At 62.6% G+C, this 24,555-nt stretch carries 23 protein-coding genes; 13 read left to right on the top strand and 10 right to left on the bottom strand.

Annotation, left to right across the window (positions count from 1 at the left end; translation table 11 throughout):
• Window positions 1-125 precede the first annotated feature (125 nt).
• Entirely contained in the window at window positions 126-1,331 is a 1,206-nt protein-coding gene (locus AC3WMV_RS17170; RefSeq protein ID WP_103367219.1) for an MFS transporter, read from the bottom strand.
• Between the two features lie 328 nt (window positions 1,332-1,659).
• Here AC3WMV_RS17170 and AC3WMV_RS17165 point away from each other — a divergent pair, with 328 nt between their 5' ends.
• Window positions 1,660-3,753: a mechanosensitive ion channel family protein gene (locus AC3WMV_RS17165; RefSeq protein ID WP_103367220.1), complete on the top strand. Its 2,094-nt coding sequence runs from the start codon at window positions 1,660-1,662 to the stop codon at window positions 3,751-3,753.
• 126 nt (window positions 3,754-3,879) lie between these two features.
• On the opposite strand, the gene AC3WMV_RS17160 is transcribed toward AC3WMV_RS17165, so the two are convergent.
• Window positions 3,880-8,313: a DEAD/DEAH box helicase gene (locus AC3WMV_RS17160; protein WP_103367221.1), complete on the bottom strand. Its 4,434-nt coding sequence runs from the start codon at window positions 8,311-8,313 to the stop codon at window positions 3,880-3,882.
• Between the two features lie 297 nt (window positions 8,314-8,610).
• On the opposite strand from AC3WMV_RS17160, the gene AC3WMV_RS17155 reads away from it, so the two are divergent.
• Both AC3WMV_RS17155 and AC3WMV_RS17150 read left to right on the top strand, forming a co-directional pair.
• On the top strand, window positions 8,611-9,495 hold the full coding sequence (locus AC3WMV_RS17155; protein WP_027612945.1) for a sugar nucleotide-binding protein: 885 nt from the start codon (window positions 8,611-8,613) through the stop codon (window positions 9,493-9,495).
• A complete protein-coding gene (locus tag AC3WMV_RS17150) occupies window positions 9,488-10,417 on the top strand; it encodes an NAD-dependent epimerase/dehydratase family protein (protein WP_097089387.1) in 930 nt (309 codons plus the stop codon). The genes AC3WMV_RS17155 and AC3WMV_RS17150 overlap by 8 nt, the downstream gene beginning before the upstream one ends.
• A gap of 183 nt (window positions 10,418-10,600) precedes the next feature.
• On the opposite strand, the gene AC3WMV_RS17145 is transcribed toward AC3WMV_RS17150, so the two are convergent.
• The 5 genes from AC3WMV_RS17145 to AC3WMV_RS17125 all read right to left on the bottom strand — a co-directional run bounded on the left by AC3WMV_RS17145 (window position 10,601) and on the right by AC3WMV_RS17125 (window position 14,772).
• Window positions 10,601-11,299 (bottom strand): OmpW/AlkL family protein, encoded by a 699-nt coding sequence (locus AC3WMV_RS17145; protein WP_027612943.1) that lies wholly within the window; start codon window positions 11,297-11,299, stop codon window positions 10,601-10,603.
• A gap of 224 nt (window positions 11,300-11,523) precedes the next feature.
• On the bottom strand, window positions 11,524-12,042 hold the full coding sequence (locus AC3WMV_RS17140; protein WP_027612942.1) for a DUF3299 domain-containing protein: 519 nt from the start codon (window positions 12,040-12,042) through the stop codon (window positions 11,524-11,526).
• An 11-nt stretch (window positions 12,043-12,053) separates the two neighbouring features.
• Window positions 12,054-13,319 carry an ABC transporter permease gene (locus AC3WMV_RS17135; RefSeq protein ID WP_027612941.1) on the bottom strand — a complete coding sequence of 422 codons (1,266 nt, stop codon included), beginning with the start codon at window positions 13,317-13,319 and terminating at the stop codon, window positions 12,054-12,056.
• Between the two features lies 1 nt (window position 13,320).
• On the bottom strand, window positions 13,321-14,031 hold the full coding sequence (locus tag AC3WMV_RS17130) for an ABC transporter ATP-binding protein (protein WP_003228669.1): 711 nt from the start codon (window positions 14,029-14,031) through the stop codon (window positions 13,321-13,323).
• A 138-nt stretch (window positions 14,032-14,169) separates the two neighbouring features.
• Complete coding sequence (locus AC3WMV_RS17125) at window positions 14,170-14,772, bottom strand: DUF2796 domain-containing protein (RefSeq protein ID WP_027612940.1); 603 nt, start codon at window positions 14,770-14,772, stop codon at window positions 14,170-14,172.
• A gap of 135 nt (window positions 14,773-14,907) precedes the next feature.
• Between AC3WMV_RS17125 and AC3WMV_RS17120 the strand changes: the two genes are divergently transcribed.
• Window positions 14,908-15,267, top strand: a complete 360-nt coding sequence (locus tag AC3WMV_RS17120; RefSeq protein WP_096796333.1) for a hypothetical protein — start codon at window positions 14,908-14,910, stop codon at window positions 15,265-15,267.
• A gap of 4 nt (window positions 15,268-15,271) precedes the next feature.
• Here the strand turns inward: AC3WMV_RS17120 and trxA are convergent, their stop codons facing one another.
• The 3 genes from trxA to AC3WMV_RS17105 form a co-directional block, all read right to left on the bottom strand.
• Entirely contained in the window at window positions 15,272-16,144 is an 873-nt protein-coding gene (trxA, locus tag AC3WMV_RS17115; protein WP_103367222.1) for a thioredoxin, read from the bottom strand.
• A 170-nt stretch (window positions 16,145-16,314) separates the two neighbouring features.
• Window positions 16,315-16,971 (bottom strand): class I SAM-dependent methyltransferase, encoded by a 657-nt coding sequence (locus tag AC3WMV_RS17110; protein ID WP_103367223.1) that lies wholly within the window; start codon window positions 16,969-16,971, stop codon window positions 16,315-16,317.
• Entirely contained in the window at window positions 16,968-17,432 is a 465-nt protein-coding gene (locus AC3WMV_RS17105) for a YbaY family lipoprotein (RefSeq protein ID WP_027612936.1), read from the bottom strand. The genes AC3WMV_RS17110 and AC3WMV_RS17105 overlap by 4 nt, the downstream gene beginning before the upstream one ends.
• A 127-nt stretch (window positions 17,433-17,559) precedes the next feature.
• Between AC3WMV_RS17105 and nrdR the strand changes: the two genes are divergently transcribed.
• The 9 genes from nrdR (at window position 17,560) to AC3WMV_RS17060 (ending at window position 24,437) form a co-directional block, all read left to right on the top strand.
• Entirely contained in the window at window positions 17,560-18,024 is a 465-nt protein-coding gene (gene nrdR / locus AC3WMV_RS17100; RefSeq protein ID WP_003228656.1) for a transcriptional regulator NrdR, read from the top strand.
• Window positions 18,021-19,154 carry a bifunctional diaminohydroxyphosphoribosylaminopyrimidine deaminase/5-amino-6-(5-phosphoribosylamino)uracil reductase RibD gene (gene ribD / locus AC3WMV_RS17095; RefSeq protein WP_103367224.1) on the top strand — a complete coding sequence of 378 codons (1,134 nt, stop codon included), beginning with the start codon at window positions 18,021-18,023 and terminating at the stop codon, window positions 19,152-19,154. The genes nrdR and ribD overlap by 4 nt, the downstream gene beginning before the upstream one ends.
• Window positions 19,155-19,201: 47 nt before the next feature.
• Window positions 19,202-19,864: a riboflavin synthase gene (locus AC3WMV_RS17090; protein ID WP_103367225.1), complete on the top strand. Its 663-nt coding sequence runs from the start codon at window positions 19,202-19,204 to the stop codon at window positions 19,862-19,864.
• Window positions 19,865-19,880: 16 nt separating this feature from the next.
• Window positions 19,881-20,972, top strand: coding sequence for a bifunctional 3,4-dihydroxy-2-butanone-4-phosphate synthase/GTP cyclohydrolase II (gene ribBA, locus AC3WMV_RS17085; RefSeq protein WP_103367226.1), 1,092 nt, complete (start codon window positions 19,881-19,883; stop codon window positions 20,970-20,972).
• Between the two features lie 236 nt (window positions 20,973-21,208).
• A complete protein-coding gene (ribH, locus tag AC3WMV_RS17080; RefSeq protein WP_003228649.1) occupies window positions 21,209-21,685 on the top strand; it encodes a 6,7-dimethyl-8-ribityllumazine synthase in 477 nt (158 codons plus the stop codon).
• The gene (gene nusB, locus AC3WMV_RS17075) at window positions 21,682-22,182 is read left to right on the top strand and encodes a transcription antitermination factor NusB (protein ID WP_003228643.1); all 501 of its coding nucleotides are present in this window, start codon (window positions 21,682-21,684) and stop codon (window positions 22,180-22,182) included. Before ribH ends, nusB begins: the two co-directional genes overlap by 4 nt.
• A gap of 17 nt (window positions 22,183-22,199) precedes the next feature.
• Entirely contained in the window at window positions 22,200-23,165 is a 966-nt protein-coding gene (thiL, locus tag AC3WMV_RS17070; protein ID WP_103367227.1) for a thiamine-phosphate kinase, read from the top strand.
• Window positions 23,162-23,665 carry a phosphatidylglycerophosphatase A family protein gene (locus tag AC3WMV_RS17065; RefSeq protein WP_007910933.1) on the top strand — a complete coding sequence of 168 codons (504 nt, stop codon included), beginning with the start codon at window positions 23,162-23,164 and terminating at the stop codon, window positions 23,663-23,665. Before thiL ends, AC3WMV_RS17065 begins: the two co-directional genes overlap by 4 nt.
• 34 nt (window positions 23,666-23,699) lie before the next feature.
• On the top strand, window positions 23,700-24,437 hold the full coding sequence (locus tag AC3WMV_RS17060; protein WP_103367228.1) for a substrate-binding periplasmic protein: 738 nt from the start codon (window positions 23,700-23,702) through the stop codon (window positions 24,435-24,437).
• Window positions 24,438-24,555: the final 118 nt, after the last annotated feature.

The following is a 24,555-nucleotide window of genomic DNA, read 5'->3' as shown; positions in this document are numbered from 1 at the left end:
TACATCCCTGAGAGCAACACAAAGCTAATGTGGGAGGGGGCTTGCTCCCGAAGGCGGTCGTTCAGTCAACATCAATGGCGACTGATACACCGACTTCGGGAGCAAGCCCCCTCCCACAGGGTTACTCAGTGGCCCGTGAATACTCGGCCTTGAGCCGGTTCGGCATAGGCCGGACCGAGCCGATCCAGTCGACCGCTCCATGCGGTGAGTGCCAGCGCCACCAGCACCACCAGACCACCGATCCACGCCGTATGAATCAGGCCCAGATGTTCGACGATCAATCCGCCGCCCCACGCCCCACCGGCAATCCCGAGGTTGAACGCAGCAATGTTCAGCCCGGATGCCACGTCCACTGCCCGCGGTGTGTGATGTTCAGCCTGACGCACCACATACACCTGCAACCCCGGCACGTTGCCAAACGCCACCGCGCCCCACACCAGCACCGTGGCCAGCGCCAGCCATGGATGGGCGGCGGTGAAGGTCAGCACGAACAACACGGCCGCGAGCAGGGCGAAGATGATTTTCAGGGCGCTGATCGGCCCGCGTTTGTCTGCCAGTTTGCCGCCCCAGATATTGCCGACCGCCACCGACACGCCGTACACCAGCAACACCAGGCTGACGGTGCTGGCGCTGAAGCCGGAGAGGTCCTGCAGGATCGGCGCGAGGAAGGTGAAGGCGATGAACGAGCCGCCGTAACCGATCGCGGTCATGGCGTACACCAGCAGCAGACGCGGTTGTTTCAGCACTTGCAGTTGCTGCAGCAAGGACGCCGGTTTGCTGTGGGCGATGTTGTTCGGCACATACAGCAGGCTGCCAATGAAGGCGATCACACCCAACGCCGAGACGGCGAGGAAGGTTTCGCGCCAGCCGAAATGCTGACCAATGAAGGTGCCCAGCGGCACGCCGGTCACAAGGGCCACGGTGAGTCCGGTGAACATGATCGCAATCGCACTGGCGGCTTTTTCCTTGGGCACCAGACTGGTGGCAATGGTCGAGCCGATGGAGAAGAACACCCCGTGGGCCAGACCCGTGACGATCCGCGCCAGCACCAGCGATTCATAACCCGGCGCCAGCCAGGCCAGCAGGTTGCCGAGGGTGAACAACACCATCAGCGACAGCAGCAACAATTTGCGCGGGACTTTGCCGGTGAGGGCGGTCAGCACCGGCGCGCCAATGGCAACGCCCAACGCATACAGACTGACCAGCAGCCCGGCGGACGGCAGGCTGACGCCGAGATCGGCGCCGATGGTGGGCAACAGGCCAACGATGACGAACTCGGTCGTCCCGATGGCGAATGCGCTGAGAGTCAGCGCGAGCAAGGCAATGGGCATGACAGCACTCCGGTAGAGGTTTGAATGGAGCGCAGTGTCGGAGTTTGGGTTGTGCGGAAAAATACAGGGTTGGGCATTTGATATTTGCTGCTGGCGCAAATATCCACGGAGTGCTGTGAATTCTGTGGTGAGGGGATTTATCCCCGATGGGTTGCGAAGCAACCCCAAACGGTTCCAAAGGGTGTGAAAGCAGATGTCTACGACTGCTGCGCAGCCGATCGGGGATGAATCCCCTCACCACAGGGGGAAGGTCATTGACCCAAAAACCGAACTTGTCCGCCATTCACCGATCAGTTCCTTACAGGTTCAGCCAAGAGGGATCGGAGTTTTGATCAAGTTCAGGATCGCCATTTTGCTGGGAGCGCTGCTGTTTCTCGGCGCCAGCGAACTCGAAGCCGCCACGTTGCCGGGTGTTCCGGCCGCTGCTGAAGAACCGGCCAAACCCGAGCCGATTGTGCAGGGCGGTCTGCTCGGCGCAATCAGTTCGAGCATCGACGACGTGCAGGACAAACTCGATCTCAACGAGCATCTGGTCGACGCCTGGCGTCTGCGTGCCGACCGTGCGGCGGACGAAGTCGACAAACTGGTCAACCAGCCGTCGAACCGATCCGGCTGGAGCGTCGCCGGAGATTTCCTGATGCTGTCCGGCGTGTGGCTTGGCGCCTTCGCGTTGCTTACGGTGCTCGGCAGCCTGCTGGCCAAGCGGCTGAGTCAGGGCCGTTGGCTGCGTACCCGCCAACGCAGTCAGGATCTGGCGGGTTACCTGCTGCCGTACACCGTGCCGGCGCTGATCTGCCTGCCGTTGACGCTGTACGTCAGCCACTTTCTGCAAGCCTCGGTGGGTCGGGCGCTGGCGTTGTGTCTGGCGTATGCCACCAGCAGCGGGATTTTCTCCACCTCGATGCTGTTGTGCGTGGTGGTGATGTTCAACGTCGGCCACAAACGGCCGGCCGCGCGGATCATCCGCGACTACTGCCCGAAGCCGCTGTTCCTGATTGGCTTTCTCGCCGCCCTCAGTGATGCGTTGACCAGCCCACAGATCGCCCGTCAGTTGGGTGGCAACATCACCAGCAGCGTCGCGGTGTTCACTGGGTTGATAGCCTCGATCATCTTCGGTCTGTTGGTGATTCGCCTGCGTCGGCCGGTGGCGCACCTGATCCGTAATCGGCCACTGGCGCAACGTCTGAAACAGCCCTCACTGCAGGAGTCGCTGCGGATTTTTTCCGGGCTCTGGTACTGGCCCATCGTGCTGATGGTGCTGGTTTCGGCGGTGAATCTGATCGGCATCGGTGAGGACAATCAAAAGGCCCTGCGCTGTGCGCTGTTCACCACCGTGCTGCTGATCGGCACGGTGTTCCTCAGCACCATCCTCCAGCACCTGTTCAAGTCGCGAAAGGCCGAAGCGATCCAGCGCAGCAGCGCCTACAAGGAACGCTTTCTCAGCCTGTTGCACGCGTTGCTGCGGATCGTTATTGCGATTGCCTTCATCGATATTCTCGGGCGGATCTGGGGCGTCTCACTGCTTGATTTCGCCCAGAGCAGCACGATCGGCCGCGCGATCAGCAACGCGTTGAGCAGCATCGGCCTGATCTTCCTCGTCACCTGGCTGCTGTGGGTGGTGCTCGACACGGCGATTCAGGAAGCGTTGAAACCACCGGTCAGCAAACGCTCGTCGCGCCAGCCCAGCACCCGGGTGAAAACCATCCTGCCGCTGCTGCGCAATGCGATCAAAATCATCCTGGTGGTGATCTGCGCGATCACCACCATGGCCAACCTCGGGATCAACGTTGCGCCACTGTTGGCCGGTGCGGGGGTGGTCGGTCTGGCGATCGGTTTCGGTTCGCAGCAACTGGTGCAGGACGTGATTACCGGGCTGTTCATCATCATCGAAGACACCCTGTCGATCGGCGACTGGGTGGTGCTTGATTCCGGGCATGCCGGTACGGTCGAGGGCCTGACCATCCGCACCCTGCGCCTGCGTGACGGCAAGGGGTTTGTGCATTCGGTGCCGTTCGGCCAGATCAAGGCAGTGACCAACCAATCACGGCAGTTCGCCTATGCATTTTTCTCGGTGCAGTTCACTTACGACACCGATGTCGACAAGGCCATCGAGCTGATCCGCGAGACTGGTGATTCGATCCGTGAAGACCCGTTCCTCAAGTACAACCTGCAGGGGCCGCTGGATGTGTTCGGGGTGGACCGGATGGACTTGAACGGCGTGGTGCTGACCGCACAATTCCGTACCGTGTCGGGCGGGCAGTATGCAGTGAGCCGGGCGTTCAACCAGCGTTTGAAAAAGCTTGTGGATAACAGTCCCGACGTGCATTTCGCGCAGACTTATCCACAGCAGGTTTTGTTGCCCAAGCGGCAGGGTGAGGGGGAGTTGGTGGCAAGCGAGGTGCCGCAGAAGTCGAGTACCTGACCGCCGGATTTTGTGCTGGGATTGCCGGCCTCTTCGCGGGCAAGCCCGCTCCCACATTGGATTTGTGAACGCCGCAGATCCCCGGTGGGAGCGGGCTTGCTCGCGAAAGGGCCGGAACTGTCGACATCAATGCCGGATCAGCTTGCTGCGCACCTGTTCCATGGTGATCTGATCCAGCTCAGCCCAGAAAACCTGCTTGCCAGCAATCTCGGCAGCAACCGGCACCCCATCGCGATATACCAGCCGATTACTCGCCAACGCCGGCACTTTTGCCCCCGGCAACAATGTCCCCGCCAGGTTCAATGGATCCACCCCGCACACCGCGATCAAGCTGCCGTCATGCTCCCGCCGCCGAACCTCCCGCAGCAAAGGAATCGCCTCCGGCAAGGCAAACTGTTCCCCCGCCAGCCCACTGACAAACCGCCCGCCGCGAATCTCGCCACGGGCCTCCAGCCGATGAAATGTGCGCAGCAATTCGCGCCAGCTCGGCAGCCAATCCGCCTCGCGCTCCAGCAGACGCCAGAACACCACGCCGTAGCGGCGCAGCAAGGTCATGGCGACATGTTCGAGGGTTTCCGGCGAAGCGCTCTGGCTGTTCTCCATGAGCGGCCCGCGCCGCAACAACGCCCAGCGCCCGGCATCGTCCATGCCACCGACAAACGCCCCGCGCCCGCGTCGACTGCTGCGTTGCTGGCGCTTGCTCGCCGGGGTGATCAGGGCGCGCAAACCGGCGAAGCTGTCGGCGTTCACCAGGCCGGCACCGACCAGTTCCTGCAAGGCGATTTCCAGCTCGGTGCGCAGCAGGTGCGCCTCGTGGATCAACTCATCGAAAAACAACGCGCCGTGCTGACTCAGCGTCTCGTAGACCTTTTGCGTTTTCGCTGACAGTTCGCTGACCGGCGTTTGCTCGGCCAGCGCACTCCACAACCCGACCTGACTGCGCGGCAACAGCACAATCGGCGTACTGCGCAACGCCGTGCCGCTGACTTTCTGTCGGGCACTGAGCCGCGTCCACACCAGTTTGCCGTTGCGACACAGGTCATCCAGCCAGCTCGGCGAATAGTCCTTCAGGCGTGCCGGGAGAATGTCGCTGTCCCACGCCGAAGCCGCTGCCGGGTAACCTTCAAACTGGCCGACAATCGCCGGCAACACCGCGCTGCCCTGAGCGCGCGTAGCGGAGGACAGATGCTGCCAGTCGAACAGAAAACGCATGAAATCCTGCAACGCCACCGGCTCGATTTCCCGGCGCAAACGCTTGACCGTGTAGCGATGAATGCGCGCCAGCAGATGCCGTTCGCACCATTCCTCAACCGTCGCGCCCGGGGTGAATTTACCGCGCAGCACGTAGCCTTCGCGCTCCAGTTGCGCGAGGGCCTGATTGACCTGCGGTATCGGCAACGCGAGTGGTTCGGCAATGGCGGCTAACGGCAGCGGGCCAAATGCGCCCAGTCGCGCGCGGAGCACTTCGACCAGCGCTTCCTCTAACGTCCAAGGTTCGTTGAAACCGGGCAAGGCCTCTTGCTGCGGTTGCAGCGTGGCCTGTGGATAAAGCGCCAACAGGCAGGTCAGGCGTTCTCGCGCCAGCCACAACGAGCCAGGCTGTGGATGTGTAGTGACTGTGAGGCCGTCTTCGCGAGCAGGCTCGCTCCCACAGTTGACAGTGTTCCAACTGGCGGAACGCGGTTGAATGTGGGAGCGAGCCTGCTCGCGAAGCTTTTCTTTTGCCGTTACTCGCGGAACGGCCAAGCGGCAGGCGCGACCGCTCGCAGTCAGCGCGTCAAGCCATTCGCGCCAGTGTTCGCCAGCCTGAACTTCAAGGTCGCTGATGCAGGCAAGGCTCATCAGCGCCTCGTGCATTTCATCGACGTTGGCCGGCGTCGGCCACGCTTCTTCACGTACCGCGTTAATGGCGTCTGCGTCCAGCGCACCGAGATCATCAGTGGACTGCGGATCGCTCCAGCGCCGGTTGATCACCGCTTGGGTGCGGCGTTCTTCCAGCGGCGCATCGTCGAGAAAGCTGTACGGCCGCGCGCTGAGAATTTCTGCCGCCAGCGGTGACGGTGCCGGCAGATCGCGGCTGATCAATCGCACCTCGCCGCGCTCCATGCGCCGCAGCAGGTTGAGCCAGCCGTCGCTGTCCATGGCCTCGTGCAGGCAGTCGTCGAGGGTTTGTTCCACCAGCGGATGTTCAGGGACTTCCCGCTCGCCGGCGAGGTTTTCCAGGCAGGCAATCTGATCGGGGAACACGCTGGCAATCAGGTCTTCGCTTTTCATCCGCTGCAACTGCGGCGCGACTTTGCGCCCGCCGGTAAAACGCGGCAGCGCCAACGCCACCCCGGCATTCCAGCGCCAGCGCACACCGAACAATGGCGCGTCGAGAATTGCCTGAATCAGGATGTGCTCGGCGCTGTTGCTGTGCAGGTACCGCCAGACATCATCCAGTTCGAAACTGTGGCTGGTGGACAGCGACAGGACGATCGCGTCTTCGCTGGCGGCAGCCTGCAATTCGAAGTTGAAGGTGCGGCAGAAACGCTTGCGCAGGGCGAGGCCCCAGGCGCGGTTGATGCGGCTGCCGAACGGTGAATGGATGATCAACTGGGTGCCGCCGGACTCGTCGAAAAACCGTTCCATCAACAGCGTGTCCTGCGAGGGCAGGGCGCCGAGGGTCAGGCGAGCGCGGGCGAGATAGTCCACCAGTTGTTCGGCGCTGGCGCGGTTCAGACCGAGGGTTGCGGTCAGCCAAACGAGCGTCGGTTGCAGATCGCCGGGGCTGGCGCCGAGCAACAGGTCGAGAGTCGCTTGCAGCCGCGCCACCGCCGCAGACAATTCATCGCTGCGCCCCGGGGCTTCGCCGAGCCAGAACGGAATGGTCGGCGGCTGGCCCTGAGCATCCTCGACCCGCACCTTGCCGGTTTCAACCCGCAGGATGCGGTAAGAGGTGTTGCCGAGCTGGAACACATCACCCGCGATGCTTTCCACGGCAAAGTCTTCGTTGACACTGCCGATGCTCAGGCCCTGCGGTTCCAGCAGCACGCTGTAGTCGGCGTTGTCGGGGATGGTGCCGCCGCTGGTCACGGCGGTCAGTTGCGCGCCACGGCGGCCACGCAGGGTGCGGCTGACCGCATCGCGGTGCAGGTAGGCGCTGCGGATGCCCTGACGACCGTTGTAGCCTTCGGCGAGCATCGTCAGCAGCGCCTGATAGTGTTTTTCGTCGAGATCGCGATACGGCGATGCTTGGCGAAACAGCGCCAGCAGCGCGTCTTCCGCCCATTCCTTGCAACTGACTTCGGCGATGATCTGCTGCGCCAGCACATCCAGCGGCGCTTGGGGGATGTGCAGGGTGTCGAGTTCGCCACGGCGCACGCAGTCGAGCAGGGCGGCGCACTCGATCAGGTCGTCGCGGGTGGTGGCGAACAAGCGGCCCTTGGGTGTGCCGCCGACTTGGTGCCCGGAGCGCCCGACCCTTTGCAGAAACCCGGCAATCGAACGCGGCGAGGATATTTGGCAGACCAGATCGACTTCGCCGATATCAATGCCCAACTCCAGCGAAGCCGTGGCGATCAGCACTTGCAGTTCGCCACGCTTGAGCCGCTGTTCGGCGTCGAGGCGGAATTCCTTGGCCAGACTGCCGTGGTGCGCGGCGACGGCGTGTTTGCCCAGACGTTCGCTGAGGTGTCGGCTCAGGCGTTCGGCGAGGCGCCGGGTATTGACGAAAATCAGCGTGGTGCGGTGTTCGCGGGCCAGTTCGGCGAGCCGGTCATAAACCAGCTCCCAGACGTCGTTAGCCATCACTGCCGACAACGGCACCGGCGGCACCTCGATGCCCAGATCCCGTGGCCGGGCGTGGCCGATGTCGATGATCTCGCAGGGGCGATCGGTGCCGACCAGAAACCGTGCCACGGCATCGATCGGCTTTTGCGTGGCGGACAAGCCGATGCGGGTCAAGGGTTCGGCACACAGCGCCTGCAGGCGTTCGAGGCTCAGCGCCAGATGACTGCCACGTTTGCCGGCAGCGATGGCGTGAATCTCGTCGATGATCACCGTGCGCGTGCTGCCGAGCATTTTGCGCCCGGACTCGGAGCCGAGCAGCACGTACAGCGATTCCGGAGTGGTCACCAAGATGTGCGGCGCACTTTTGCGCATGGCGACGCGGTCTTTTTGCGGGGTGTCGCCGGTGCGCACCGCCGTGGTGATCTGCAGTTCGGGCAGGCCCGTCTGGCGCAACTGCTCGGTGATTCCCGCCAGCGGGTTCTGCAGGTTGATGCGGATGTCGTTGGACAACGCCTTGAGCGGCGAAACGTAGACCACCAGGGTTTCGTCGGGCAGGCCGTCGGGGTTTTCCAGACCCCGGTGGACGAGATCGTCGAGCACCGCGAGGAAGGCGGTGAGGGTTTTGCCGGAGCCGGTGGGCGCGGCGATCAGTGTCGAGCGGCGCTGGCGGATCAACGGCCATGCGCGGGCCTGGGCGGCGGTGACCGTCGGGAAGGTGCTGCTGAACCAGGCGCTGACGGCGGGGTGAAAGCCTGCCAGGGCGGCGTCCTTGAGGATGGGCAGATTCATGGCTCAAGTTATGCGGGTGGGGGCGGCAAGATGCAAGTACCGCTGGGATCTTCAGCGTTTGGCCGGGCCTCTTCGCGAGCAAGCCCGCTCCCACAGTTGACCACATTCCCCTGTGGGAGTGGGCTTGCTCGCGAAGAGGCCTGCTGCAACGCCACAAATGCCAGGGATCTACACTTTACGGGTGACGGTTGCGCACTAAACCCGCAAAATGCAACGATTCCGGCAATTATCGACGACGGGTGTCACAAGTACCGTCGCTAAAGCCATCGTTCCAATCAGACTGGGCCTGCTGACTCTATGCGAATGCGCCTTATGTTACTGGGCGGCGGAAATGCCCTTGGGCAGGCGCTGATTCGCCTCGGTGCGGAAGAAGACATCGGTTTCCTCGCCCCCCGCCCGCCAGAAGACGGCTGGGATGCCGCGAGCCTGACGCAACTGCTCGACGATACCCGTCCGGATGCGTTGATCAACCTCGCCTACTATTTCGACTGGTTCCAGGCCGAGACCGTCAGCGAAAGCCGTTTGGCCGGGCAAGAACGCGCCATCGAGCGGCTGGCCGAGCTGTGCCAGCACCACAACATCATCCTCGTGCAGCCTTCCAGCTATCGGGTGTTCGACGGTTCGCGGGCGACCGCCTACAGCGAAAAAGACGAGCCGGTGCCGTTGGGCCTGCGCGGTCAGGCGCTGTGGCGCATCGAGCAAAGTGTTCGCGCCACTTGCCCGCAACACGTGTTGCTGCGCTTCGGCTGGCTGCTCGATGACAGCCCTGAAGGCACCCTCGGGCGCTTCCTCGCCCGCGCCGAACAACCGGACGAATTGCTCATGGCCGATGACCGCCGGGGCAATCCGACCCCGGTGGATGACGCGGCACGGGTGATCATTTCGGTGCTCAAGCAGCTCGATTGCGCGGCGCCGCTGTGGGGCACTTACCATTACGCCGGCCACGAAGCGACCACGCCGCTGGCGCTCGGGCAGGCGATTCTGACCGAAGCGCGCAGCCTGCATCAGTTGGCAATCGAAGCGCCGACCGCTCAGGCCCATGCCGCGCGGCCGGACGCCGCCGAGGAACCGCAACACGCGGTACTCGCCTGCAAGAAAATTCTGCACACTTTCGGGATCAAGCCCCGCGCCTGGCGCGCCGCACTCCCGGCTTTACTGGATAGGTTTTATCGTCATGGCTGAAGGCCCTGTTTTAATCACTGGCGGCGCCGGTTTCATCGGCTCGCACCTGACTGACGCGTTGCTCGCCACCGGCCACTCGGTGCGGATTCTCGATGATCTGTCGACCGGCAAACGCAGCAACCTGCCGCTGGACAACCCGCAGGTCGAATTGATCGTCGGTGACGTCGCCGATGCCGCGCTGGTCGCGCAGGTCATGCAAGGCTGCAGCGCGGTAGCGCATCTGGCGGCGGTGGCCTCGGTGCAGGCGTCGGTGGACGATCCGGTGAAGACCCACCAGAGCAATTTCATCGGCACCCTGAATGTCTGCGAAGCCATGCGTCAGGCCGGGGTCAAGCGCGTGCTCTACGCCTCGAGCGCAGCAGTGTACGGTAACAACGGTGAAGGCGAGTCGATTGACGAAGAGACGCCAAAAGCCCCGCTGACCCCGTATGCCTCGGACAAACTGGCCGGCGAGCACTACTTCGATTTCTACCGTCGCCAGCATGGTCTGGAGCCGGTAATTTTCCGCTTCTTCAACATCTTCGGCCCGCGCCAGGATCCCTCTTCGCCGTACTCCGGGGTCATCAGCATCTTCAGTGAGCGGGCACAGAAAGGCCTGCCGATCACCGTGTTCGGCGATGGCGAGCAGACCCGCGATTTCCTCTATGTCGAGGATCTGGTCGACGTGCTGGTGCAAGCGATCGACAAGCCTGAAGTGGAAGTGGGGGCGATGAACGTCGGCTGGAATCAGGCAATGAACCTCAAGCAGATGCTGCAAGCGCTGCAGGAAGTGGTCGGCGAACTGCCCCCGGTCAGCTACGGCCCGGCGCGCTCCGGCGACATCCGTCACTCGAGGGCGAACAACGCGCGTTTGCTGCAACGCTTCAAGCTGCCAGAGCCGACGCCGATGCGCGTGGGGCTGGCGCGGTTGCTCGGCAAGTAGGTTTATCGCAGACATGAAAAAGGCGCCTTGTTACAGGCGCCTTTTTCACGGCCGGAATTTGTCGCTAATCCTGTGGCGAGGGGATTTATCCCCGATCGATCACGAAGTGATCGTCGTCAGTTCTAAGCCTGCTCACCCAAAGCCTCATCCACCACCACGTGAACGTTCCTGGTTGAATCTGCCTTAGAACTTGTAGCCCAGACCCACCATGTACACAAACGGATCGACATCAACATTGACCTTGGCACGGGTGCCCGGTGCCACGGCGTTATTCTCGACAGTCGCGCGGGTGTCGATGTCGATGTAGCGCACCTGGGCGTTGAGCATGATGTTGTCGGTCAGCATGTAGTCAGCGCCGACCTGCCAGGCCAGGCCCCAGGAGTTTTTCGCCTTGAAGTTGCTGAAGCCGTTGGACTGGGCTTCGCTGCCGACGTGCTCGTCGTAGATCCAGGTGTAGTTGATGCCGCCGCCGATGTAGGGCTGGAACGGCGATTTCGCATCCAGCGGGTAGTACACGACGCTGAGGGTGGGCGGCAGGTGTTTCAGGGTGCCGAGTTTGCCGTTGGCGGCTGGCAGCGCGGTGCCTTTGATTTTTACGTCATGCTCGAACGGCGAGGCCGCCAGCAACTCGATACCGATGTTGTTGGTCAGCATGTAGGCGAAGTTCAGACCCAGTTGGGTGTCGCTGCTCATGGTCGCCTTGCCGCCCAGGTTGGTGCCGCTCAACGGACCCTGATCGACCTTGACATTGGAGCTGTCGGCCTTCGGGTTGACGGTGATCGCACCGGCGCGAACGATGATGTCGCCGGCTTCGTGGGCGTGGGCGAGCGGGGCTGCGAGCGCGAGGGCAAACAGCGAGGCGCTGAGCAAGGACTTGTTCATGGGGGCTCCAAAAGGACGTTAAAAGCTTCTGATGTCCTATGGTATGAAGCCAACTGATACGGTCTTTTGACTCAGCTCAATGAAACAGTGATGCCCCGGTTTTTTGTGGAACCTTGGCCGGTCCCTTCGCGAGCAAGCCCGCTCCCACTTTGGAACTCGGTCACCTGTGGGAGCGGGCTTGCTCGCGAAGAGGACGGATCAAACAATACAAAAACTACCGGGATTCACTCCGGCAGCTCATACACATAAATCTTGTCCGCCGCCATCTGATACCCGGCATCGGCCAGTTCGCTGGTGGACGCCTTGACCTGCAACGGTCCCTCGACCCAGTACGGCTGATACAGCTCGTCGAGCTTCACGCCCAGCTCGCTTTTCACATGCACGATCTGGTTAGACGGCGGTGGCGGCACGTGGATGCAGGCGCCGAAGTACGGCACCAGCAGGAAGTCGGTGGTACGTCCTTCTTCATTGACTTCCAGCGGTACGATGTAGCCCGGCAGGCGGATGTTCTGCCCGTCTAGACTCTGCACCACCGGCGCGTTGGGCATGTCCTGCTTGGCGGCTGGCGCCGACTCGGCCGAGAGCGCATCACTCATCTTCGACATGTCGTGCAACGGCGTCATGTTCGGCACTTCCGGCGCGGCGTCTGGCGGGATCATCTCCGACCAGGTCAGGTCTTTCGGCGCCGCTGCCGACACAGGCAGGGCGACCAGCAACAGCAGCGCAAGCACGGCGCGGGGCATGGTGAACATCCTCATAAACGGATCGACAGGCCATCGGCCAAGGATTGGCGATACGCGCGCCAGGCCGGCACGCTGCCCATCAGCAGCGCGGCCGCCAGAATGCCACCGAGCAGCGTCCATTCATACTCGCTCGGCCATGCCAGCGGCAGATACAAACCGTAATTGGCCTGCACATAGCCCTGCGCGGCGGCGATGCCGATGTACAGCAATGCCAGTCCGGCGATTACGCCGGTCAGCGCCAGGGCAAAGGCTTCCAGCACCAGCAGGCTCGCGATGTGCCACGGCCGCGCACCGACCGAACGCAGAATCGCCATCTCGCGGCGACGCTCGTTAAGGCTGGTGAGAATCGCCGTGAGCATGCCGATCAACCCGGTCAGCACCACGAACAGCGAGACCACGAACAAGGCTTTTTCCGCAGTACTCATCAGGCTCCACAACTCCTGCAAGGCCACGCCCGGCAGGATCGCCAACATCGGCTCACCGCGGTATTCGTTGATCTCGCGTTGCAGGGCGAAGGTGGAAATCTTGCTGTTGAGGCCAAGCATGAACGCGGTGATCGCCTGCGGCGTCAGGTCCATGTTGCGTGCCTGATCTGCGGTGATCCGGCCGTTACCCCGGGCCGGCACCCCGTTGTGCCAGTCGATGTGAATCGCTTCCATGCCGCCGAGGCTGATGTGCAACGTGCGATCTACCGGCGTGCCGGTGCGCTTGAGAATGCCGACCACGGTGAACGGTTTGTCGTCGTGCTTGACCAGACTGATCGCCGCTACGCCGTGGGCCAGCACCAGTTGGTCGCCGAGCTTGTAATGCAGCGCTTCGGCGACTTCGGCGCCGAGCACCACTTCGAACGGATCGGTGGCAAACGCCCGGCCGTCAGCCAGTTGCAGATGCTGCTGGCGCCCGTACTGGTAATGCTCGAAATAGGCTTCGGTGGTGCCCATCACCCGGTAGCCGCGATGGGAGTCGCCGAGGGACATCGGGATCGCCCACTTCACCTTCGGGTTGCTGGCGAAGTGTTCGAAGCTGTCCCAGCGGATGTTGTTGGTCGCGTTGCCGATGCGGAACACCGAATACAGCAGCAGGTTCACCGAACCTGAACGGGCGCCGACGATCAGGTCTGTGCCGCTGATGGTGCTGGCGAAACTGGCCTTGGCCTCGGTGCGCACGCGCTCGACGGCGAGCAACAGGCACACCGACAGGGCGATCGCGAACGCGGTGAGCAGGGCGGTAAAGCGGCGGTTGGCCAGGCTGGCCATGGCCAGACGAAACAGATACATCTCAGACCTCGGCAGACGTGGCGGCGCGATTGAGCTCGGCCAGGGACAGGTGACGGTCGAACAGCGGCGCCAGGCTCTGGTCGTGGCTGACGAACAACAGGCTCGAGCCGGCTTCGCGGCATTCGGCGAACAGCAGACGGATAAAGTTTTCCCGGGCGTCGTAATCCAGCGCCGAGGTCGGTTCGTCGGCGATCACCAGTTCCGGTTGGCCGATCAAGGCACGAGCGGCGGCGACCCGTTGCTGCTGACCGATCGACAGCGAATCGGCGCGACGACCGAGGATGCTTTCATCTTTCAGGCCCAAGTGGGCGAGCAGGGTGGCGGCGGCCTGATCGACGCTGCCGTGACGCTGTTTCGCCCGCTCGGCACGCAATCTGGAGAAGTGGCACGGCAACTCGACGTTCTCGCGTACCGAAAGAAACGGCAGCAGGTTGAACTGCTGGAAGATGTAGCCGGTGTGATCGACGCGAAAGCGGTCGCGGGCGCCGGCACCGAGTTCGGTCAGTTCCTGGCCGAGCAGGCGAATGCTGCCGCGCCCGGGTTTCTGCACGCCACCGAGCAGGCCGAGCAGGGTGGTCTTGCCACTGCCGCTGGGGCCTTTGAGGAACAGGGTTTCGCCCGGTTCCAGGCGAAACGCCGGGATGTCCAGCAGCGGCGGGTGACCGGGCCAGTTGAAGCCCAGGTCGGACAGTTCGATGAGTGCTTGGGTCATGGCACCAGTTTCATGGAGTGAACACATAACCCTGTGGGAGCGGGCTTGCTCGCGAACGCGGTGGATCAGCCAAATCCATGTTGACTGACACACCGCATTCGCGAGCAAGCCCGCTCCCACAGGGGATTGTCGGTGTGATCAGAATTTCAGGGCAGCCGCCTTGGCCGTCACTTCCGTACCCTGCTGGCCGCTCGGGCCGATCAGTTGTACCTGAATTTTCTGAGTGGCCGGGAAGGTATTGAAGACGTTCGCCAGATCCAGCGTCTTCAAGGCACCTGGTGCAGCGCAACTGAATTGGTAGTGTGCGTGGATTTCGCTGTGATCGTGGTGATGCGCTTCACCACCCTTGGCATCTTCGTCGTGGTCATCATCGTCATGCTCGTCGGCAGCCGGTTTGTCGCCGAACAGCGGGCTTTCCAGTTCCTGGCTGGTGACCTTGCAACCGGCGGCGGCTGGCAGGCTGAACAGCGCCAGCGGGTTTTCCAGTTTGGTGCGCGCGGCCACGACTTTGGCTTTGTCGGCGTCGCTGGCGGCGGCGTGTTCGAAGCCCACCAGGTTCATCGCCGGGCTTTCCAGTTCCAGCTCCAGGGTCTGGCCGTCGAGTGCGGCGTTCAAGCGGCCGACGCCATGTTCGTGGGCGCCGAGGCTGCCGTGCTCATGGTCATGATCGTGCTCATCGGCGGCATGGGCGATGGCCAGCGGCAACAGGGCAAACGGCAAAGCGAGCAGCAGACGACGCATGGCGGTCTCCGGAAAGTAAAGTGAAGAGTTTGTTATGTAATCTTATAACGAAAGTTCGCAGAGTTTGCCCGTGCGCTTGGCGTTGCACAAGTCCCGTGGGAGCATGCAGGTCAGAAATGTGCAGGAGCGAAGCAGATGTTGCGGATACGCGGAACCGTCGGCGCGACGCCGGTGGATTTGACGGTGGAGCTGGATGACAGTGATTGGGCGAAGCTCGGCGCAGCCCTTGGCGCGCAGCCGCAGGGTGATCAGCCTGAAGCGGCATTGAGCACGCCGGCAGTGAAGCCACTGAACCAGGACGATGCGTTGTGGCAGGTCGCGCAGGATCTGTTGCGCAAGGCCGGGCAGCTCAGCGGGCCGGATCTGCTGGAGCAGCTTGAGGGATTGACCGGCAGCGCGGCCGCAGGCAAACGCCTGCTGGTGCGCTTGCGCCACAGTTCACAGGTGAAAGTGGCGAGCGGCGGCGATACGCCGCTCTACAGCTGGGTCGAGTGAGCGGTTAGTACAGTGCAGCGAAGACCTTGCGCCGGTAAGCGGTCACCAGCGGATGATCGTTGCCCAGCAGTTCGAACACCTGCAGCAAGGTCTTGTGCGGCAACCCTTCGCCGTAGCTGCGGTTACGGATGAACAGCTTGAGCAAGGCCTCCAGCGCCGCTTCGTATTGCTGACGCGCCAGTTGCTGGATCGCCAGGTGATACACCGCTTCGTCGTCTTGCGGATCTTTGGCCAGACGCGCCTTGAGGTCGGCAGCATCCGGCAGATCACGGGCAAGTCCCAGGAACTTGATCTGCGCCTTGGCCCCGGCCAGTGCAGCCTTGTGCTCATCGCTCTTGACCGCGTCGAGCACGGTTTGCGCTTCGTCCAGTTCGCCGCGCTCGGTCAGGCAGCGGGCGTAGAGGATCAGCGCCTTGGCGTTGCTGTTGTCTTCGGTGAGCATGACCACCAGCGCCGCTTCCGCGTCAGCGAAACGCCCTTCATCGAACAGCGCCTGCGCCTGTTCGAACGGATCGGCGGCGGCCGGCGGCGGCATTTGCACATGCGGCTCAAGCAACGCGCGCACTGCGGATTCCGGTTGCGCACCGGCAAAACCGTCCACCGGTTGACCGTCCTTGAACAGCACCACGGTTGGCAGGCTGCGGATGCCGAAGCGGGCGACGATGTCCTGTTCGATGTCGCAGTTGACCTTGGCCAGCAGCAGTTCGCCCTGATAGCTCTTGGCAATGCCTTGCAGCATCGGCATCAACGCCTTGCACGGCGCACACCACTCGGCCCAGAAATCCACCAGCACCGGTTTGTTGAAGGAGGCTTCGATCACCGACTGGTCGAAATCGGCAGTCGTGGCGTCGAAGATGTACGGCGTTTGCTGACTCATGGGGGATCTCGTAAAAGCGTGGATGGGGCAACTATACGGCTTGGCGGGGTGTGGCCGGAAGCGGTCAGTCTTTGAGAGGTGTGTTGCCTGCCAGAATGCTTTCGCGAGCAGGCTCGCTCCCACATTTGGAATGCGTTACCCCTGTGGGAGCGAGCCTGCTCGCGAAGCTTTTAGTCACGCCGGGCATGGTAAAGACTCACATGTCTGAACTCTTCCGGCTCCGCCAGATCCGGCAAGGTCATCGCCTCAAGCATTTCGATTCGCTCATACAACGGATGGCGAAAATCCCGGACCCGTGAATCCGCCACCAGCGCCTCGCGGCCACGGCTGAGAAACGCATCGAGCAGCGGCAGGTTCTCGCGGTCGTAGAGCACGTCCGCCACCAGAATCAGATCGAAGCGATCGGCCTCGGCAAAGAAGTCCGTCGAATAACTCATCTGCACATCATTGAGTTCAGCGTTGGCCCGGCACGCGGCAATTGCCAGCGGATCAAGATCACAGGCAACCACCTCCAACGCCCCGGCCTTCACCGCAGCAATCGCGGCGATCCCGGAACCGGCGCCGAAATCCAGCACCCGCTTGCCGCGCACCCACTCGGGGAACTCCGCCAGATAGCGCGCCACCGCCAGGCCGCTGGCCCAGCAGAAACTCCAATAGGGCGGCTCGTGAAGGATGCGCCGGGTTTCGTCCGGGCTGAATTCACGATCCATGTTCTCGCCGTCGATCAGCCACAACTGCAAATCGGTGCCGGGCAATGCGCAGGCCTTGAGCCGCGCATCACCGAGCAATTCACCCAGCGCCTGTTGCAGGTCGAGCGGTACGGTCATGGTGCTTTGACAAATTGCAGCTGGCCAAGCGCCTGAGTGGTCGGCTGGGTGATGGTTTGCGACGGCAGGTGCAGGATCAACTGACCCGACTGCGTGGCTCGCCCGCGCAGCTCAACCCGTGCGCCGGCCGGGAAGGCTTCCGGATTGAAGCGCAGGCGAAACGGCAGGATCTGGTTGTTGCCGATCAGGCTGGAACTGGCGAGCAGTTGTTGCGGGCGCGACTTTTCATCGATCACCAGCAGCGCCAGTTCGACTTCGGCCCCGGCCGGCACGCCTTGCAGGGTGCCACTCAGTTCCCGTTGATAGGCCGGCAGCGGGCCGAGGTCAGCGGCCTCGCGGGCTTTTTTCTGCGCCTGTTGTGGTGCAGGCCCCGGTGTTGGCGGTTGCGGCTTGGGCTTGTCGCTGCCGCAGGCCACCAGCAGGGCGAAAAGACTGAGCAAAACGAGCGGTCGTAGCGACATTGGCAGCTCCAGAAAATGAAATCCGTGGATCAAACGATCATGGCAGTCTGTATACCGCAAACCCTATGGCTTGTCTTGCCACCGGGATGCGCTACCATGGCCCTCCCTTTTTTTGTTGCCAGCCACCATGCACTGTCCCTTCTGCGGTGCCAACGACACCAAGGTCATCGACTCGCGTCTGGTCGCCGAGGGCGAACAGGTGCGCCGCCGGCGTGAATGCCTGGCCTGCGGCGAACGTTTCACGACATTCGAGACGGCCGAACTGGTGTTGCCGCGCCTGATCAAAACCGACGGCAGCCGCCAACCGTTCGACGAAGAAAAACTCCGCGCCGGCATGCAACGCGCGCTGGAGAAACGTCCGGTGAGCGTCGAGCGCCTTGAATCCTCTCTGGTCCACATCAAACACAAGCTGCGCGCCACCGGCGAGCGCGAGGTCAAATCCCTCGTGGTCGGCGAACTGGTGATGGCCGAGCTGCAAAAGCTCGATGAAGTGGCCTACATCCGTTTCGCTTCGGTATACCGGCGCTTCCAGGACCTCAACGAGTTCCGCGAAGAGATCGACCGCCTCGCCCGCGAACCGGTGAAAGAATGACCCGCGCCGCCGAGCAGGCGATCCTCGACGCCCACTTCATGGCGCGCGCGCTGGAACTGGCGCGCGAGGGCCACTACACCACCCATCCCAATCCACGGGTTGGCTGCGTGATCGTGCGTGACGGGCAGATTGTCGGCGAAGGCTTTCACGAGCGCGCCGGCGAACCCCACGCCGAGGTCCACGCCCTGCGCGCTGCCGGTGAACTGGCCCGGGGCGCCACGGCTTACGTGACCCTTGAGCCGTGCAGCCACCATGGCCGCACACCGCCGTGCGCCGATGCGTTGGTGACTGCCGGGGTTGCTCGGGTGGTCGCCGCGATGCGCGATCCGAACCCACAGGTCGCCGGGCGTGGCTTGCAGCGTCTGAGCGATGCCGGGATCGCCACCGAAAGCGGCGTGCTGGAAACCGAGGCGCGCCAGCTCAATCAAGGTTTCCTCAAACGCATGGAACACGGCTTGCCGTTCGTCCGGGTCAAGTTGGCGATGAGTCTCGACGGGCGCACGGCGATGGAAAGTGGCGAGAGCCAGTGGATCACCGGCCCGGCCGCGCGTTCCGCCGTGCAGCGTTTGCGCGCGCAGGCGGCCGTGGTGTTGACCGGCGCCGACACCGTACTGGCCGACGGCGCGCGCCTGACCGTGCGCGCCGACGAACTGGGTCTGGATGCTGAACAAACCGCACGGGCCATGAGCCGTCCGCCGCTGCGGGTGCTGATCGACGGGCGCTTGCGGGTGCCGTTGGATGCGCCGTTCTTCAAGGCCGGCCCGGTGCTGGTCGCCACCTGCATGGCGGTCGAAGAACAATACGCCAATGGCCCGGAATGCCTGATCGTGCCGGGTGACGACGGTCAGGTCGATCTGCATCAACTGCTGATCGAACTGGCCAACCGTGGCGTCAACGAAGTGCTGGTCGAGGCTGGCCCACGCTTGGCCGGCGCGTTCGCGCAGCTTGGTCTGGTCGATGAGTTCGTGATCTTCATCGCCGGCAAGTTTCTCGGCTCCTCGGCGCGGCCGCTGCTGGACTGGCCGCTGGCCTATATGAAGGACGCTCCCGAGCTGAAAATCACTGAAATCCGCGCGGTTGGCGATGACTGGCGAGTCACTGCGACGCCAGTCGTTTCGGCGAGCGTATAATTCCCGGCCATCGCCTTAGCGCTGGCTTCGTTCTCAAGGAGAACCCCATGTTTACCGGCATCATCGAATCCATCGGCAGTATCCGTGCACTGACCCCCAAGGGCGGTGATGTGCGGGTGCATGTCGAAACCGGCAAGCTCGACCTGAGCGACGTCAAACTCGGCGACAGCATCGCGGTCAACGGCGTGTGCCTGACGGCGGTTGAACTGCCGGGCAACGGTTTTGCCGCCGACGTCAGCCGCGAAACCCTCGACTGCACCGCCATGAATGACCTGAAAAGCGGCAGCCCGGTCAATCTGGAAAAAGCCCTGACCCCGACCACCCGTCTCGGCGGGCATCTGGTCAGCGGTCACGTCGACGGTGTCGGCGAAGTGGTGTCGCGCAGCGACAACGCTCGTGCGGTGGAATTTCGCATCCGCGCGCCGAAAGAACTGGCCAAGTACATCGCCCATAAAGGCTCGATCACCGTCGACGGCACCAGCCTGACCGTGAACGCGGTCGATGGCGCCGAATTCATGCTGACGATCATTCCGCACACCTTGAGCGAAACCATCATGGCTTCCTACAAGCCGGGCCGCCGGGTGAACCTGGAAGTCGATTTGCTGGCGCGTTATCTGGAGCGTTTGCTCCTCGGCGACAAGGCTGCTGAGCCAAGCGCTGGCGGTATTACTGAAAGCTTTCTGGCCGCCAACGGCTATCTCAAATCCTGACTGAAGGGGGTGCCTTGTGGCGCTCAATAGCATCGAAGAACTGGTTGAAGACATCCGCCAAGGCAAGATGGTCATCCTCATGGATGACGAAGACCGCGAGAACGAAGGCGACCTGATCATGGCCGCCGAATGCTGCAAGGCCGAGCACATCAACTTCATGGCCAAGCACGCCCGTGGCCTGATCTGCATGCCGATGAGCCGCGAGCGTTGCGAGCTGTTGAAGCTGCCACTGATGGCGCCACGCAACGGTTCCGGTTTCGGCACCAAGTTCACCGTATCGATCGAAGCCGCCGAAGGCGTCACCACCGGTATCTCCGCCGCCGACCGTGCGCGCACCGTGCAAGCGGCTGCGGCAAAAGACGCCAAGGCTGAAGACATTGTCAGCCCGGGCCACATCTTCCCGCTGATGGCCCAGGCCGGCGGCACCCTGGCGCGCGCTGGTCATACTGAAGCGGCCTGCGACCTGGCGCGTATGGCCGGTTTCGAACCAAGCGGCGTGATCTGCGAAGTGATGAACGACGACGGCACCATGTCCCGTCGCGCCGAGCTGGAAGCGTTTGCCGCCGAACACAACATCAAGATCGGCACCATCGCCGACCTGATTCACTACCGGATGATCCACGAACGTACCGTTCAGCGGATTGCCGAGCAGCCGCTGGACAGCGAACTGGGCCAATTCAACCTGGTGACCTATCGTGATTCGGTGGAAGGCGATGTGCACATGGCCCTGACGCTGGGCACCGTTTGCGCCGAAGAGCCGACCCTGGTTCGCGTGCACAACATGGACCCGCTGCGCGACCTGCTGATGGTCAAGCAACCGGGCCGCTGGAGCCTGCGCGCCGCGATGGCTGCGGTGGCCGAGGCCGGCAGCGGTGTGGTGCTGTTGCTCGGCCACCCGCTGGACGGCGACGTGCTGCTGGCGCATATCCGCGAAACCGGTGAGCAGGCAGCGGTGAAAAAAACGACCACCTACAGCATTGTCGGCGCCGGTTCGCAGATCCTGCGTGACCTCGGCGTACGCAAAATGCGCCTGATGTCTGCGCCAATGAAATTTAATGCGATATCCGGTTTCGATCTGGAAGTTGTAGAATACGTGCCCTCCGAATAATGACCCGGTGAATTCGGCATTGTTGATGTAGATCCTTGTGGTGAGGGGATTCATCCCCGACGGGCTGCGTAGCGGCCCTATTTGGTTGGGACTGCTGCGCAGTCCATCGGGGATGAATCCCCTCGCCACAGGGGTGTAGTCGAACAGCAATGCGGTGTTTCCGGTCATGAATTTGTGGCTAATATCACTGAGGGATGCGTACGAAACGTGTCCCGGCTCTTTAAGAGATCTGACGAATGACCCTGAAGACCATCGAAGGTACCTTCATCGCCCCTAAAGGCCGCTACGCTCTGGTAGTGGGCCGTTTCAACAGCTTCGTGGTTGAAAGCCTGGTCAGCGGTGCAGTTGATGCCCTGGTTCGCCACGGCGTGAGCGAAAGCGACATCACCATCATCCGCGCGCCTGGCGCCTTCGAAATCCCGCTGGTTGCGCAGAAAGTCGCCCAGAAAGGCGAGTTCGCAGCCATCATCGCCCTCGGCGCGGTCATTCGTGGCGGCACTCCACACTTCGAATACGTGGCAGGCGAGTGCACCAAGGGTCTGGCCCAGGTGTCCATGGAGTTCGGCGTACCGGTCGCGTTCGGCGTCCTGACCGTTGATTCCATCGAGCAAGCCATCGAACGTTCCGGCACCAAGGCCGGCAACAAAGGTGCTGAAGCTGCCCTGTCCGCTCTGGAAATGGTCAGCCTGCTGGCGCAGTTGGAGGCCAAGTGATTAGCGACGATAGCGATCGTTTCAACCCGCGCGATCCGAAACCTGCGGATGCCGGCAAGCCATCGAAAAGCGTCAAGCGTCGCGAAGCCCGTCAGCTCGCGACTCAGGCCCTGTATCAGTGGCACATGGCCAAGGCTTCGCTGAACGAGATCGAAGCGCAGTTCCGCGTTGATAACGATTTCACCGATGTCGATGGCGCGTATTTCCGCGAAATCCTCCACGGGGTTCCGGCGAGCCGCACCGAAATCGACACCGCGCTCAAGCCGTGCCTGGACATCGAAATCGAAGAGCTGGACCCGGTTGAACTGGCGGTTCTGCGCCTGTCCACTTGGGAACTGCTCAAGCGCGTCGATGTGCCGTACCGCGTGGTGATCAACGAAGGTATCGAGCTGGCGAAAGTCTTCGGTTCGACCGACGGCCACAAGTTCGTCAACGGCGTACTCGACAAGCTGGCTCCGCGCCTGCGTGAAGCTGAAGTGAAGGCGTTCAAGCGCTGATACGCGCTTGAGACCTCATGGGCGAGTTTGAGCTGATCCGCAATTTCTTCGCCGCCGCGCCTTGTGCGCAGGGCGGCGAGGGCGTTGCTCTGGGGATCGGCGACGACTGCGCCTTGCTGGCGGTTCCCCCCGGGGAACAGCTGGCGATTTCCACCGATACGCTGGTGGCCGGCGTGCACTTCGCCGATCCCTGCGATCCGTTTCTGCTCGGTCAGCGCTCGCTGGCCGTTGCGGTCAGCGACCTGGCCGCCATGGGCGCCACGCCCGTTGCCTTTACCCTTGCCCTGACTGTGCCGATGGTGACTGCCGATTGGCTGCAAGCCTATGCCCGCGGTTTGAATCGCATGGCGCAGAGCTGCAGCATCGCGCTGGTCGGCGGCGACACCACGCGCGGGCCGTTGAGCCTGACGGTCACGGTGTTCGGTCGGGTGCCGGCCGGGCAGGCCTTGACCCGCAGCGGCGCACAACCGGGCGATCTGCTCTGCGTCGGCGGCGAGCTGGGCAATGCCGCCGGTGCCTTGCCGCTGGTGCTTGGCCAGCGTGAAGCCGCAACGGATATCGCCCAGCCGTTGCTCGATCATTACTGGTCGCCCCAGCCGCAACTGGCTCTTGGTCAGGCGCTGCGTGGCAAGGCCACTGCGGCTCTCGACATCTCCGACGGCCTGCTCGCCGACTGTGGGCATATCGCCCTGGCCTCGCAGGTTCGCCTCGAAGTTGAACGTGAACGCGTACCGTTGTCCGATGCTTTAGTGGCTTTTCTCGGTCAGCGCGGTGCCGAACGGGCGGCGTTGAGCGGCGGCGATGACTATGTGCTGGCCTTCACGCTACCGTCCGTCGAGTTGCCGGCACTGCTGGCCGATGGCTGGCCGATCCATGTGATCGGGCGTGTGGCGCAGGGCCAGGGTGTGGTCCTGCTGGATCGCGAAGGACACGACATCACCCCGCAAATCCGGGGTTATCAACATTTTCAGGAGACACCGTGACAGATCACCCGAAACAGGTTCCGGCCGAATTCGTTCCGCCGTCGGTCTGGCGCAATCCCTGGCATTTCCTCGCGTTCGGCTTTGGCTCCGGCACCTTGCCAAAAGCGCCGGGCACGTGGGGTTCGTTAGTTGCGCTACCCTTTATCCCGTTGTGGCAGATGTTGCCCGACTGGGGTTACTGGCTGATGCTCGGAATCACCATGCTGTTCGGCTTCTGGCTGTGCGGCAAGGTCGCCGACGATCTGCGGGTCCACGACCATGAAGGCATCGTCTGGGACGAAATGGTCGGGATGTGGATCACCCTGTGGCTGGTGCCGGAGGGCTGGTACTGGTTGCTCGCGGGTTTTCTGGTGTTCCGTTTCTTCGACATTCTCAAGCCGTGGCCGATTCGCTGGATCGACCGGCATGTCCACGGCGGCGTCGGCATCATGCTCGACGACGTGCTGGCTGGCGTATTCGCCTGGCTGGCAATGCAGGGACTGGTGTGGATTTTCGCCTGATCCGGATCGTCAGGGTTAAGTGAGGAAACTAGGGATGGCTCGACGCTGGTTGGCGCTTGTGATGTTTACCTTGCTGGGCACTGTCGCCAGTGCGCAGGAAGCTGCGCCGACGCCCGCGGTCATCCATCTGGCCAGCGAAGACTGGGAAGACTACACCGCCGCCGACGGTCATGGCCTGGGCTGGGACGTGCTGCGCAAGGTGTTCGAACCGGCGGGAGTGAAACTCGATATTCGCAGCGAACCGTACACTCGTTCAGTTGGGCTGGCCCAGCGTGGCGAGGTCGATGCTTGTGTCGGTTCTTATCATGAAGAATTCAGCGACCTGCTCTATCCGCGCTGGAATTTCGACACCGACCACATCTACGCCCTGGGCCTGGCGAGTAATCCAGCACCGACCCCGGAAACCCTCGGTCAATATCGGCTGGCCTGGGTTCGTGGTTACGACTATCAGAATTATTTGCCCGGCGTGCGCAACTTCAACGAGGTCGTGCGACGTACCGGGATCCTCTCGATGCTCACCCACAACCGCGCCGACTATTACATCGATGCTTTGACCGAAATCGATTACGTGCTTGGCCGGGCCAGGGAACCGACGCAGTTTCGCAAGACGCATATCGCCGAACTGCCGCTGTACCTGTGCTTCGCCAACACACCGCAAGCGCGCATGTTGATGACAGTGTTCGACCGGCGCATGGAGCAGTTGATCAAGAGCGGCGAGCTGAAGCCAATTTTCGAACAGTGGAGGCAGCCGTATCCGTTCGAGCCGAACTGACAGGGCCGCTCCCACAGGGATCTGCAATGGCCGGGTGTTATCAAACTTTTTGATCGTTATGCCCGATAATTCAGCCTAAGCGTCTGCAGGAACCTGCTGTTACAATGCCGGCCTGCGA

The organism is Pseudomonas sp. FW305-3-2-15-E-TSA4 (genome assembly GCF_058787295.1).
This window is presented reverse-complemented; position numbering and strand designations above follow the sequence as displayed.

Coding starts and splice junctions, on each gene's coding strand:
- AC3WMV_RS17170 (WP_103367219.1), bottom strand. CDS start 1,331: ATGCCCATTGCCTTGCTCGCGCTGACTCTCAGCGCATTCGCCATCGGG.
- AC3WMV_RS17160 (WP_103367221.1), bottom strand. CDS start 8,313: ATGAATCTGCCCATCCTCAAGGACGCCGCCCTGGCAGGCTTTCACCCC.
- AC3WMV_RS17155 (WP_027612945.1), top strand. CDS start 8,611: ATGCGAATGCGCCTTATGTTACTGGGCGGCGGAAATGCCCTTGGGCAG.
- AC3WMV_RS17150 (WP_097089387.1), top strand. CDS start 9,488: ATGGCTGAAGGCCCTGTTTTAATCACTGGCGGCGCCGGTTTCATCGGC.
- AC3WMV_RS17145 (WP_027612943.1), bottom strand. CDS start 11,299: ATGAACAAGTCCTTGCTCAGCGCCTCGCTGTTTGCCCTCGCGCTCGCA.
- AC3WMV_RS17140 (WP_027612942.1), bottom strand. CDS start 12,042: ATGCCCCGCGCCGTGCTTGCGCTGCTGTTGCTGGTCGCCCTGCCTGTG.
- AC3WMV_RS17135 (WP_027612941.1), bottom strand. CDS start 13,319: ATGTATCTGTTTCGTCTGGCCATGGCCAGCCTGGCCAACCGCCGCTTT.
- AC3WMV_RS17130 (WP_003228669.1), bottom strand. CDS start 14,031: ATGACCCAAGCACTCATCGAACTGTCCGACCTGGGCTTCAACTGGCCC.
- AC3WMV_RS17125 (WP_027612940.1), bottom strand. CDS start 14,772: ATGCGTCGTCTGCTGCTCGCTTTGCCGTTTGCCCTGTTGCCGCTGGCC.
- AC3WMV_RS17120 (WP_096796333.1), top strand. CDS start 14,908: ATGTTGCGGATACGCGGAACCGTCGGCGCGACGCCGGTGGATTTGACG.
- trxA (WP_103367222.1), bottom strand. CDS start 16,144: ATGAGTCAGCAAACGCCGTACATCTTCGACGCCACGACTGCCGATTTC.
- AC3WMV_RS17110 (WP_103367223.1), bottom strand. CDS start 16,971: ATGACCGTACCGCTCGACCTGCAACAGGCGCTGGGTGAATTGCTCGGT.
- AC3WMV_RS17105 (WP_027612936.1), bottom strand. CDS start 17,432: ATGTCGCTACGACCGCTCGTTTTGCTCAGTCTTTTCGCCCTGCTGGTG.
- nrdR (WP_003228656.1), top strand. CDS start 17,560: ATGCACTGTCCCTTCTGCGGTGCCAACGACACCAAGGTCATCGACTCG.
- ribD (WP_103367224.1), top strand. CDS start 18,021: ATGACCCGCGCCGCCGAGCAGGCGATCCTCGACGCCCACTTCATGGCG.
- AC3WMV_RS17090 (WP_103367225.1), top strand. CDS start 19,202: ATGTTTACCGGCATCATCGAATCCATCGGCAGTATCCGTGCACTGACC.
- ribH (WP_003228649.1), top strand. CDS start 21,209: ATGACCCTGAAGACCATCGAAGGTACCTTCATCGCCCCTAAAGGCCGC.
- thiL (WP_103367227.1), top strand. CDS start 22,200: ATGGGCGAGTTTGAGCTGATCCGCAATTTCTTCGCCGCCGCGCCTTGT.
- AC3WMV_RS17060 (WP_103367228.1), top strand. CDS start 23,700: ATGGCTCGACGCTGGTTGGCGCTTGTGATGTTTACCTTGCTGGGCACT.